We start from the raw sequence: 11,623 nt of genomic DNA on the forward strand, positions 1-11,623 counted from the left end.
GTCGGTCGTCGGGTGCGGGTTCGGAGGGGGCTGGTCGCGCAGTTCCCCGCGCCCCTGAGATGCGCACCTTCGGTGCGGCATCTCAGGGGCGCGTCCCATCGGGGAACTGCGCGACCAGCCCCCCACCGGGCGGTCAGACGGGATGCAACCCCTGCTTGCCGACCTCGGTCACGAACGACGCCGCGGTGGTCAGGGCTGCTCCCGGGACGGTCACCGCCGGGACCGTCTTGAAGTCGGCCCGGGCGGACTGCTCGCCCAGAGCCACCGTGGCGTAACCCCGTTGGCCGTTGTAGTGCTTCATGTGCGGGTTGCGGGCGAGGTAGTTCGCCCAGTTCGACGGGCGCGCCGAGCCGTCCTTGCCGCTCGTGATCGACGTCGTCACGATCTCCGTACCGACCGTGCGCGAATCCGCGTCGTCGACGTCCCGCTTGATGTCCATGGCGTACGAGACGTGCACGTCACCGGTGAGGACCATGAGGTTCTGGACGCGGGCCGCGTCCGCGCCCTTGAGGAGGCGTTCGCGGGACGCCGGGTAGCCGTCCCAGGAGTCCATGGACAGGGTCGTGTTCCCGGCGGCCGGGTTGTTGCGGCGGGCGAACGTGACCTGCTGCGGGACGACGTTCCACAGGGCCCGCGAGTGGCGCCAGCCGTCGATCAGCCAGCGCTCCTGGGTGAACCCGGGCAGCGTCTGCGAGGCGGCCTCGGACTCGGGCGTCGGCGACTTCCACCCGTCGCCGTTGGCCTGGTCGGTGCGGTACTGGCGGGTGTCGAGGATGTCGAACTGGGCGAGCCTGCCCCACTGGAGGCGCCGGTAGAGCCGGGCGTCCGGGCCGGTCGGCAGCTGCGGGCGGCGCAGCGGCTGGTTCTCCCAGTACGCGCGGTACGCGGAGGCGCGGCGCAGCAGGAACTCGGCGGGCGGGTCGCCGTTCTCGTCGACGTCGCCGGCGTAGTTGTTCTCGGTCTCGTGGTCGTCCCAGGTGACGACGAACGGGTGGGCGGCATGCGCGGCCCGCAGGTCCGGGTCGGTCTTGTAGAGGGCGTACCGCAGCCGGTAGTCGTCCAGCGTCGTCGTCTCCTTGTTGAAGACGGCGGGCAGCACGCGGTCGGTGTAGTTGCGGGCGCCGCCGACGGACGTGACGGCGTACTCGTAGAGGTAGTCGCCGAGGTGGAAGACGACGTCGACGTCGTCCTCGGCCAGGTGCTTGTACGCGGTGTAGTAGCCGTCGTGGTACGCCTGGCAGGAGACGGCGGCCAGGGTCAGCGCCGAGGCGTGGCTCGCGGCGGCGGGCGCGGTGCGGGTGCGGCCCGTCTCGCTGACCCAGCGGCCCGCACGGAAGCGGTAGTAGTAGACGCGGCCGGGCGCCAGGTGGTCGACCTCGACGTGCACGGAGTGGTTGAACTCGGGGTGCGCGGTGGCGGTGCCGCGTCTGATCACACGCCGGAACCGCTCGTCGAGCGCCAGCTCCCAGCGGACCTCGACGCGCTCGGCGGGCAGGCCGCCGCCGAGCTCGTACGGGGACGGGGCGAGCCGGGTCCACAGCAGGACGGAGTCGGGCAGCGGGTCGCCGGAGGCGAGGCCCAGCGTGAACGGGTCGCCGGTGATCTTCGCCGAGTCCAGCTCGGCGGCGGCCGCGGTGCCGGCGGTCGGCAGGTTGGTCGCGAAGGCGAGCGCGGCGGCGGCGCCGGTGACCGTGAGGAACCGGCGGCGGCCCAAGTGCTGGGCGGCCGCGCGGAGTTCGGGTGCGTGCTGCGGTACGGGTGACATGGAGCCCCTCCCCTGACTGCTGGTGTCAGGGGAATTGCAGTGGCCCGGGACGACGCGCGACTGTCGCGTACACAACAGCCACATGGCGGATCGGTGATCTCCGGATGTCCGGTCCCGCCGTACCCTCGCGCCATGAACGCATCGACGGACACTTCGACGGTCACCTCGACGACGAGGACCGCTGTGGTCACCGGCGCGGGATCCGGCATCGGCCGGGCCGTCGCCCTCGAACTGCTCCGCGCGGGCTGGCGGGTGGCGCTCGCGGGCCGCCGCACGCGGGCGCTGGACGAGACGGCGGCCCTGGCCCCCGGCACGGACGCCCTCGCCGTCCGCGCCGACGTGTCGAGCCCCGACGACGTGGCCGCGCTCTTCACCGCCGTACGGGACCGGTTCGGGCGGCTCGACCTGCTGTTCAACAACGCGGGGACGTTCGGGCCCGGCGGGGTGCCCGTGGAGGACCTCGACTACGACGCGTGGCGGCACGTCGTGGACACGAACCTCAACGGGGCGTTCCTGTGCGCGCAGGCGGCGTTCCGGCAGATGAAGGAGCAGGATCCGCAGGGCGGCCGGATCATCAACAACGGCTCCATCTCGGCGCACACGCCGCGGCCGCACTCGGTCGCGTACACGGCGACGAAGCACGCCCTGACGGGGCTGACCAAGTCCCTGTCCCTGGACGGCCGTCCGTACCGGATCGCGTGCGGGCAGATCGACATCGGGAACGCGGCGACGGACATGACCGAGCGGATGCGGTCGGGGATCCTTCAGGCCAATGGGGAGCTGGCGGTGGAGCCGGTCATGGATGTGGCGGATGTGGCCCGCACCGTGCGGCACATGGCGGAGTTGCCGCTTGAGGCCAACGTGCAGTTCGCGACGGTGCTTGCCACGAACATGCCTTATGTGGGGCGGGGTTGAGCGCATCGGTTCGGCTGCGGGCCGGTGGGGGCTGGTCGCGCAGTTCCCCGCGCCCCTAGAAGGCATGCGCTACGCGCAGCCTTCATCGGGGAAATGCGGCGCGCAGCGCCTGCATTTCAGGGGCGCGGGGAACTGCGCGACCAGCCACGACGAAAGGCGCACCCGGCGACGCGACCGCACCCCGCAGCGGCGAGAATCCGGGGCATGACACCAGACGTGCTCCGCTACAGCGCCTTCACCACCCGCCCCGCCGGAGGCAACCCCGCCGGGATCGTGCTCGACGCCACCGGCCTCACCGACGCCGGCATGCTGAAGATCGCCGCCGACCTGGGCTACAGCGAGTCCGCGTTCCTGACGCCGGGCCCTGATGACCGTACGTACACCGTGCGGTACTTCAGCCCCAAGGCCGAGGTCCCGTTCTGCGGGCACGCCACCGTCGCCACGGCCGTCGCGCTCGCGGAGCGCCTCGGCACCGGCGACTTCCTGTTCCGCACCCAGGCCGGCGAGGTGCCGGTCACCGTGGACGCCGACGACGACGGCACGCTGCGCGCGACCCTCACCAGCGTGGAGCCGCACGTCGAGGGTGTCGCCGACGCCGATCTGGCGGAGGCGCTCGCCGCGCTCGACTGGCCGGCGGCCGACCTCGACCCGGCGCTCGCGCCCCGTATCTCCTACGCCGGCGCCCGCCACCTCGTGCTGGCCGCGGCCACCCGTGAGCGGCTCGCGGAGCTGGACTACGACTTCGAGCGGCTCGCCGCGCTGATGCGCCGGCTGGATCTGACGACCGTCCAACTGGTGTGGCGGGAGGACGAGTTCACCTTCCACGCACGCGACCCGTTCCCCGTGGGCGGCGTCGTCGAGGACCCGGCGACGGGCGCGGCGGCAGCGGCGTTCGGCGCGTATCTGCGCGCACTCGGTCTGGTGCCGGACGCCGCCGAGCTGACCGTGCACCAGGGCGCCGACATGGGGCGCCCCGGCGAGCTGACGGTGACGCTGCGCGAGGGCGACGCGCGGGTGCGGGTGAGCGGGGCGGCGGTGCCGATCCCGTAACCGTGTCCCGGGGAGGTGTTCAGGCCTGACCCGTCTCGAACCGGGTGACCTTGCCGCCCGTCACGTCGAACGACCACTTGGTGCGCATCTCGCCCCAGGTGTCGTTGCGGTAGCGGGCGACGAGGGTGCGGCCCTCTGCGGTCTCCTTCTCGACTTCCATGTGGCCGTTCGAGTCGAAGATCTCGCGGGCGGTCCAGTCGTCGAGGTCCCGCTCGGAGCCGTCGTCCGTCATCGTCGCGTCGGGTGCGAGCACCGCGCGGAAGGCGTCCCGGTCGTGGGCGTTCAGCGCCGAGACGAAGGCGCGGACCGCCGGGTCACTGAGCTTCGCGGTCTGGATGGGCATGCGCCCAGGCTTGCACCGGGGCCGGGTGAACGCCACCCGAACGGGCCCGCGCACCGGGTGCGCGGGCCGGCTCTGGCGGACGGTGGGGGCATGACCTGCACACGTTTCCACGCCCGGTCCCGGACCCGGCTCACCCCCTGCTCGAACCGCCGCGACCTGGGACTTCTGGCTCTGCGCCTGGGCACGGGCGGGGTTCTCGCGGCGCACGGCGCCCAGAAGCTGCTCGGCTGGTTCGGCGGGGGCGGCGTCTCCGGCACCGCCGCCGCCATGGAGTCCATGGGGTACGCCCCCGCCAAGGCGAGCGCGCTCGCGGCCGGGCTCGGCGAGGCGGGCGGCGGCGCGCTGCTCGCGCTCGGCCTCGCGACGCCGGTGGGCGGGGCGGCCGCGGCCGGCACCATGGCGGGCGCGGCGGCCGTGCACGCGCCGAACGGGTTCTTCGCGATGGGCGGCGGCTACGAGTACCCGGCGTTCCTCGGCTTCGTCGCGGCGGGCCTCGCCGTGACCGGCGCGGGGCGCTACTCCCTCGACCACGCGCTCGGCCATGCCCTCGACCGGCACTGGATGGTGCCCGCGGCGCTCGTCGGGGCCGGAGCGGCGGCGCTCGCGGTCGTCGGCTCGCGCAACAAGCGGGTCAAGGAGTCGGCCCCCGAGGAGTAGAGCCGCAGGGGCATAGGCTCGTCGGCCGTGACCAATGACGAGAACGACGACCTGTGGGCCGCCATCGACCGGCTCCGCGCGTGGCTCGACGAGAACAACCGGCGGCCGCCCCAAGAAGCCCTCCTCCTAAGGGTGTTGAAGTTGTCGGAGGAGGTCGGCGAGGTCGCGGAGGCGGTCATCGGGGCCGTCGGCCAGAACCCGCGCAAGGGCCACAGCCACACCTGGCAGGACGTCGAGTCGGAGCTGTGCGACGTGGTCGTCACGGCCCTGGTCGCCCTGAGCACCCTCTCCCCCGACGCCCGCGGCACCCTCCGCGCGCATCTGGCCGGGCTCACGGAGCGTGCCGCCGGATAGGCTGCGGGACGTCCGGGTGATCAGGCGAACTGGGGGTTCGTGGCATGGGCGGGTTCGACGGCGGCGTCGTCGCGGCGGTCAGCAGCAACGGCGTCTACTCCTTCACCAAGCCGAACCGGGACAGCATCACGCTGCTCGCGGGGCTCGGGGTCGAGGGGGACGTGCACGCGGGCGTGACGGTGAAGCACCGGTCCCGGGTCGCGCAGGACCCGACGCAGCCGAACCTGCGCCAAGTCCACCTGATCCACGAGGAGTTGTTCGACGAGGTCGCGGCCGACGGGCACCGGGTGCGCCCCGGCGAACTCGGCGAGAACGTCACGACGCGCGGCATCGACCTGCTCGCCCTGCCCACCGGCACCCTGTTGCGGTTCGGCGACCACGAGGACGGCGGCTGCGCGGTCGTCGAGGTCACCGGGCTGCGCAACCCGTGTCTCCAGATCGACGCCTTCCAGGACGGCCTGCTCAAGCGTGTCGTGGGCCGCGATCCCGAGACGGGCGCGATCGTCCGCAAGGCCGGGATCATGGGCGTCGTCCGGCAGGGCGGGCCCGTCCGCCCCGGCGACGCCGTCCACGTGGAGCTGCCGGCGCTGCCGCACACGCCGCTGGACCGGGTCTGATGGCCCTGGACGAGAAGCCCGTCGTCGTCCCGCACGACCCGGCGTGGGAGGCGGGCGGGCGCGACCTGTGCGCCCGGCTGGCCGCCGCGCTCGGCCCGTCGGCGCTGCACGTCGATCACATCGGGTCGACGTCCGTGCCCGGCATGGACGCCAAGGACATCTACGACGTGCAGGTGAGCGTCGCCGATCTGGATGCCGCCGCGGACGCGTTCGAGGCACCGCTGGCCGCCCTCGGTTTCGTACGGTCGCCGTATCTGCGCGATCACGTGCCCGCCGGGCGGGAGGACCGCGAGGACCCCGCCGACTGGGCCAAGCGGTACTGGTCGCGCCGCACGGCGGATGCCCCGCGCGTCAACCTCCATGTGCGCAGGGCGGGTTCGCCGAACGAGCGGCTCGCGCTGCTGTTCCGGGACTGGCTGCGGGCCACTCCTGAGGCCGTGCCCGCGTACGCGCGCTTCAAGTACGTATTCGCCGGGGCGGTCGCCGACACGGGGACGTACGCGGACGTGAAGGACCCGGTCGTCGATCTGGTCGGGGTCGTCGCAGAGCAGTGGGCGGAGCGGACCGGCTGGCACCCGCACCCGTAGGGGCCGCGAGGTGAACGGATACCATCGCCGCCATGACTGACAGGCACCCGATCACCGAACTCCCGCGCCTGGGCGTGGCCATCGTCACCATGGGCAACCGGCCCAAGGACGTGGACGCCCTCCTGGAGTCGGTGGCCAAGCAGGACGTGGTGCCGACCCGGGTCGTCCTCATCGGCAACGGCACGGTGCTGCCCGCCTACCCCGGCTACCCGTTCGAGGTCACGACGGTCGAGCTCGACGACAATCTGGGCTGCCCCGGCGGGCGCAACGTGGCGCTGGCCCGGCTGCGCGAGTTCGGCGACGTGGACGTGGCGGTCGAGCTGGACGACGACGGTCTGCTCGTCGACGCCGATGTGTTCTCCACCATCCAGAACCTGTTCGCGGCCGACCCGAAGCTGGGCGTCGTCGGTTTCCGCATCGCCGACGAGCACGGCGAGACGCAGCGGCGCCACGTGCCGCGGCTGCGCGCGAAGGACCCGATGCGGCGCGGGCTCGTCACGGCGTTCCTCGGCGGCGGGCACGCCTTCTCGATGGACATGCTCGCCGAGACCGGAGACTGGCCGGCCGACTTCTTCTTCACGCACGAGGAGACCGACCTCGCCTGGCGCGCGCTCGACGCCGGCTGGAAGGTGCTCTACGAGCCGTCCCTGCTGCTCCAGCACCCGAAGACGTCCCCGGCCCGGCACGCCGTCTACTACCGGATGACCGCCCGCAACCGGGTGTGGCTGGCCCGCCGCCGCCTCCCGGTCCTGCTGATCCCCGTCTATCTGGGCGTGTGGACCGGGATCACGCTGCTGCGCACGCGCTCGCTCGGCGGGCTGCGCGCGTGGGCGGGCGGCTTCGTGGAGGGCGTGCGCGCGCCCGCCGGTGAGCGTCGGCCGATGCGCTGGCGCACGGTGTGGCGGATGACGCGGCTCGGCCGCCCGCCGCTGATCTGACGCCCTGACCTGGTCCGATCCGATCCGAGGGCGAGGGCTCCTGCGGTTCCGGCGCCGCCCGCCGTCGAACCGGTGCTGCCCGCCGGCGAGGGGCCCGTCGGAGATCTTCTACAGCGCCCTGCCGGGCACGGTCTACCCGGAAACGCGGAAAGCGCCCCACCCGAAGGTGGGGCGCTTCTGTTGATCGTGCGTCATACGTCATGCGTCGTACGGGATCAGTAGCGGTAGTGGTCCGGCTTGTACGGGCCGTCGACCTCGACACCGATGTACGAGGCCTGCTCGGGGCGGAGCGTCGTCAGCTTCACGCCGAGCGAGTCCAGGTGCAGCCGCGCCACCTTCTCATCGAGGTGCTTGGGCAGCACGTAGACGTCTGTCGGGTACTCGGACTGCTTCGTGAACAGCTCGATCTGGGCCAGCGTCTGGTCCGCGAACGAGTTGGACATCACGAACGACGGGTGACCGGTCGCGTTGCCCAGGTTCAGCAGACGCCCCTCCGACAGCACGATGATGACCTTGCCGTCCGGGAACGTCCACGTGTGGACCTGCGGCTTGACCTCGTCCTTCACGATGCCCGGGATCTGGGCCAGGCCGGCCATGTCGATCTCGTTGTCGAAGTGGCCGATGTTCCCGACGATCGCCTGGTGCTTCATCCTGGCCATGTCGGACGCCATGATGATGTCCTTGTTGCCGGTCGTCGTGACGAAGATGTCCGCCTTGTCGACCACCTCGTCGAGCGTCGTGACCTGGAAACCGTCCATCGCCGCCTGCAGCGCGCAGATCGGGTCGATCTCCGTGACGATCACACGGGCACCCTGGCCCCGCAACGACTCCGCGCAGCCCTTGCCCACATCGCCGTAACCGCAGACGACCGCGGTCTTGCCACCGATGAGAACGTCCGTGGCGCGGTTGATGCCGTCGATCAGCGAGTGGCGGCAGCCGTACTTGTTGTCGAACTTCGACTTGGTCACCGCGTCGTTGACGTTGATCGCGGGGAACAGGAGGGAACCCTCACGCTGCATCTCGTACAGACGGTGAACACCCGTCGTGGTCTCCTCCGTCACACCACGGATCTCGGAGGCGAGGGCGGTCCAGTCGAGGGTGCTGCGCTCCAACAGGGCGCGGACGACGGCGAGTTCCTCGTTGGACGCCTCGGGGAGCTTGCCGGTCTTCTCCTTCTCCACGCCGAGGTGGACGAGGAGGGTGGCATCGCCGCCGTCGTCCAGGATCATGTTCGGGCCGGTCTGTCCGGGCCAGGTCAGGGCCTGCTCCGTGCACCACCAGTACTCCTCCAGGGTCTCGCCCTTCCAGGCGAAGACCGGGATGCCGGCGGCGGCGACCGCAGCGGCGGCGTGGTCCTGGGTGGAGAAGATGTTGCAGGAGACCCAGCGGACCTCGGCGCCGAGCGCGACGAGGGTCTCGATGAGGACGGCCGTCTGGACCGTCATGTGGAGGGACCCGGTGACACGGGCGCCGGCGAGCGGCTGCGTGGCCGCGTACTCCTTGCGGATCGCCATCAGGCCGGGCATCTCGTGCTCGGCGAGGGTGATCTCCTTGCGGCCGAACTCCGCGAGGCCGATGTCGGCGACCTTGAAGTCGGTGAACTCACCGGTGGATTCAGCTGACACGAAGGCTCCTTGAGCTCAGTACGTTGCGGTGGATGTCCAAGGCCGCGAGGGACTTGTTGAGCGTGATGTAGTGCAGGCCCGGCGCGCCCTCGTCGAGCAGCCGGGCGGCCATGGCGGTGGCGTGGGCGACGCCGACGCGGTGGCCTTCGGCCCGGTCGTCCTTCGCCGCCTCCAGGCGGTGGGCCAGTTCCGCGGGGAACCGGGCGCCGCTGAGTTCGGCGAAGCGGCGGATCTGCCGGACGTCGGTGGCGGGCATGATCTCGGGGATGATCGGGGTGTCGCAGCCGGCCGCGGCGACCCGGTCCCGCAGCCGCAGGTAGTCCTCCACGTCGAAGAACATCTGCGTGATCGCGTAGTCCGCGCCCGCCCGGCACTTGGCGACGAGGTGCCGGATGTCGGTGTCCCAGTCGGGCGAGCGCGGGTGCTTCTCCGGGAACGCGGCCACCCCGATGCCGAAGTCGCCCAACCCCCGTACGAGAGTGACGAGTTCATGGGCGTGGGTGAGGCCGTCCGGGTGCGGGACCCATGGCGCGTTCGGGTCGCCGGGCGGGTCGCCGCGCAGTGCGAGGACGTCCCGTACGCCCGCGTCCGCGTACTGGCCGATGATGCGGCGCAGTTCGGCGACCGAGTGGCCCACCGCCGTGAGATGGGCGACGGGCCGCAGGGTCGTCTGCGTCGCGATGCGCTTGGTCATCTCGACCGTACGGTCCCGCGAGGAACCGCCCGCTCCGTACGTCACCGAGACGAACGTCGGGGACAGGGGCTCCAGACGGCGGATGGCCTGCCACAGCGTGCGCTCGCCCGCCTCGGACTTCGGCGGGAAGAACTCGAAGGAGAAGGTACGGGTGCCGCTCGCGAGGATGTCGCGGACGGTGGTCATCGGCGGCCTCCCGCGTTGAAGTAGCTCGCCTCGGGGTGGTGGACGACGAAGGCGTCCGTGGACTGCTCGGGGTGCAGTTGGTACTCCTCGGACAACCGGACCCCGATCCGCTCGGGCCCGAGCAGCTCGGCGATCTTGGCGCGGTCCTCCAGGTCGGGGCAGGCCGGGTAGCCCAGGGAGTAGCGGCAACCCTGGTACTCCGTACGGAACATGCCTTCCATCGCGGCCGGTTCCTGGCCGTCGATACGGAGTTCGGAGCGGACGCGGGCGTGCCAGTACTCGGCGAGCGCCTCGGCCAACTGGACGGACAGGCCGTGGAGTTCGAGGTAGTCGCGGTAGGAGTCGGAAGCGAAGAGATCGGCGGTGGCCTCGCCGATCCTGGATCCGACCGTGACCATCTGGAGGGCCAGTACGTCGGTCTCCCCCGACTCCTGAGGGCGGAAGAAGTCGGCCAGGCACAGGCGGCGGCCGCGCTCCTGGCGCGGGAAGGTGAAGCGGGTCCGTTCGCCTCCGTTCTCGTCCAGGACGATCAGGTCGTCGCCCTTGGACACGCACGGGAAGTAGCCGTGGACGACGGCCGCTTCGAGGAGGTGGTCCGTCTGCAACCGGTCCAGCCAGCCGCGCAGCCGCGGCCGCCCTTCCGACTCGATCGTCCCGGCGTCCTTCAGGCCCCACTGCCCCTTGAACAGCGCCGCCTCGTCCAGCCAGGACGCGTACTCCTTGAGCTGGATGCCCTTGACGACCCTCGTCCCGAAGAAGGGGGGCTCGGGCACGGGGTTGTCGGCGGCCACGTCGCTGCGTCCGGCCGGCTCCGGCTCCCGCACCTCGATGAGCGCGGTCTCGCGCTTCGGGACGCGGCGCTGCTTCAGTTCGGGCAGGGTCGCGCCGGGCACGCCGCGCTTGACCGCGATCAGGGCGTCCATCAGGCGCAGGCCCTCGAACGCGTCGCGGGCGTACCGCACTTCACCCTCGTAGATCTCGTGCAGATCCTGCTCCACATACGCCCGCGTCAGCGCGGCACCGCCCAGGATGACGGGATAATCGGCGGCCATCTTGCGCTGGTTGAGCTCCTGAAGGTTCTCCTTCATGATCACTGTCGACTTGACCAGGAGCCCGGACATGCCGATCACATCGGCCTTGTGCTCCTCGGCCGCCTCCAGGATCGCGGAGACCGGCTGCTTGATGCCCAGGTTGACGACGTTGTAGCCGTTGTTGGACAGGATGATGTCGACCAAATTCTTGCCGATGTCATGAACGTCGCCGCGCACCGTGGCCAGCACGATGGTGCCCTTGCCCTCCGCGTCGGACTTCTCCATGTGCGGCTCCAGATAGGCCACCGCGTTCTTCATCACCTCGGCGGACTGGAGCACGAACGGCAGCTGCATCTGCCCGGACCCGAACAGCTCACCGACAACCTTCATCCCCTCAAGCAGGGTGTCGTTGACGATGTCCAGAGCCGGCCTGCTCTGCAACGCCTCCGCGAGGTCGGCCTCCAGGCCGTTCTTCTCGCCGTCGATGATGCGGGCCTTGAGGCGTTCCTCCAGCGGCAGCGCCGCCAGCTCCTCGGCCTTGCCCGCCTTCAGCGACTTCGCCGTCGCCCCTTCGAAGAGCGCCATCAGCTTCTGCAGCGGGTCATAGCCCTCCGCACGCTGGTCGTAGATCAGATCGAGAGCCGTCTGCACCTGCTCCTCGTCGAAGCGGGCGATCGGCAGGATCTTCGAGGCGTGCACGATCGCCGAATCCAGGCCCGCCTTCACGCACTCGTCCAGGAACACCGAGTTCAGCACGATCCGGGCGGCCGGATTCAGACCGAAGGAGATGTTCGACAGGCCCAGCGTCGTCTGCACATCCGGGTGACGCTTCTTCAGCTCACGGATCGCCTCGATCGTCGC

The 11,623-nt window shown here is 71.0% G+C and carries 12 protein-coding genes; 7 read left to right on the forward strand and 5 right to left on the reverse strand.

Annotated elements, in window-relative coordinates:
* Nucleotides 1-133: 133 nt before the first annotated feature.
* A complete protein-coding gene (locus AB0L37_RS38015) occupies nt 134-1,765 on the reverse strand; it encodes an alkaline phosphatase D family protein (protein WP_365516636.1) in 1,632 nt (543 codons plus the stop codon).
* A gap of 132 nt (nt 1,766-1,897) precedes the next feature.
* Here AB0L37_RS38015 and AB0L37_RS38020 point away from each other — a divergent pair, with 132 nt between their 5' ends.
* Together AB0L37_RS38020 and AB0L37_RS38025 are read left to right on the forward strand one after the other, a co-directional pair.
* A complete protein-coding gene (locus tag AB0L37_RS38020; RefSeq protein WP_365516639.1) occupies nt 1,898-2,680 on the forward strand; it encodes an SDR family oxidoreductase in 783 nt (260 codons plus the stop codon).
* A gap of 204 nt (nt 2,681-2,884) precedes the next feature.
* Entirely contained in the window at nt 2,885-3,730 is an 846-nt protein-coding gene (locus tag AB0L37_RS38025; protein WP_365516641.1) for a PhzF family phenazine biosynthesis isomerase, read from the forward strand.
* Between the two features lie 19 nt (nt 3,731-3,749).
* Here AB0L37_RS38025 and AB0L37_RS38030 read toward each other — a convergent pair whose 3' ends face one another.
* Entirely contained in the window at nt 3,750-4,073 is a 324-nt protein-coding gene (locus AB0L37_RS38030) for a nuclear transport factor 2 family protein (RefSeq protein ID WP_365516644.1), read from the reverse strand.
* Between the two features lie 90 nt (nt 4,074-4,163).
* Here AB0L37_RS38030 and AB0L37_RS38035 point away from each other — a divergent pair, with 90 nt between their 5' ends.
* The 5 genes from AB0L37_RS38035 to AB0L37_RS38055 are packed head-to-tail and all read left to right on the forward strand — an operon-like array spanning nt 4,164 to nt 7,226.
* Nucleotides 4,164-4,730, forward strand: a complete 567-nt coding sequence (locus tag AB0L37_RS38035; RefSeq protein ID WP_365516647.1) for a DoxX family protein — start codon at nt 4,164-4,166, stop codon at nt 4,728-4,730.
* Nucleotides 4,731-4,757: 27 nt separating this feature from the next.
* Nucleotides 4,758-5,084 (forward strand): MazG-like family protein, encoded by a 327-nt coding sequence (locus AB0L37_RS38040; RefSeq protein WP_365516650.1) that lies wholly within the window; start codon nt 4,758-4,760, stop codon nt 5,082-5,084.
* Nucleotides 5,085-5,128: 44 nt separating this feature from the next.
* Entirely contained in the window at nt 5,129-5,701 is a 573-nt protein-coding gene (locus tag AB0L37_RS38045; RefSeq protein WP_365516652.1) for an MOSC domain-containing protein, read from the forward strand.
* The gene (locus tag AB0L37_RS38050; protein WP_365516655.1) at nt 5,701-6,288 is read left to right on the forward strand and encodes a GrpB family protein; all 588 of its coding nucleotides are present in this window, start codon (nt 5,701-5,703) and stop codon (nt 6,286-6,288) included. The genes AB0L37_RS38045 and AB0L37_RS38050 overlap by 1 nt, the downstream gene beginning before the upstream one ends.
* A gap of 32 nt (nt 6,289-6,320) precedes the next feature.
* Nucleotides 6,321-7,226 (forward strand): glycosyltransferase, encoded by a 906-nt coding sequence (locus tag AB0L37_RS38055; protein WP_365516658.1) that lies wholly within the window; start codon nt 6,321-6,323, stop codon nt 7,224-7,226.
* A 215-nt stretch (nt 7,227-7,441) separates the two neighbouring features.
* Here AB0L37_RS38055 and ahcY read toward each other — a convergent pair whose 3' ends face one another.
* The 3 genes from ahcY to AB0L37_RS38070 all read right to left on the reverse strand — a co-directional run.
* Nucleotides 7,442-8,851, reverse strand: a complete 1,410-nt coding sequence (gene ahcY, locus AB0L37_RS38060) for an adenosylhomocysteinase (protein ID WP_365516661.1) — start codon at nt 8,849-8,851, stop codon at nt 7,442-7,444.
* Nucleotides 8,841-9,731: a methylenetetrahydrofolate reductase [NAD(P)H] gene (gene metF / locus AB0L37_RS38065; protein ID WP_365516664.1), complete on the reverse strand. Its 891-nt coding sequence runs from the start codon at nt 9,729-9,731 to the stop codon at nt 8,841-8,843. Before metF ends, ahcY begins: the two co-directional genes overlap by 11 nt.
* A partial coding sequence (locus AB0L37_RS38070) for a vitamin B12 dependent-methionine synthase activation domain-containing protein (RefSeq protein ID WP_365516667.1) occupies nt 9,728-11,623 on the reverse strand: 1,896 nt, incomplete at its 5' end. The genes AB0L37_RS38070 and metF, both read right to left, overlap by 4 nt.

Source organism: Streptomyces sp. NPDC052225 (genome assembly GCF_040679615.1).
Taxonomy (GTDB): Bacteria; Actinomycetota; Actinomycetes; order Streptomycetales; family Streptomycetaceae; genus Streptomyces.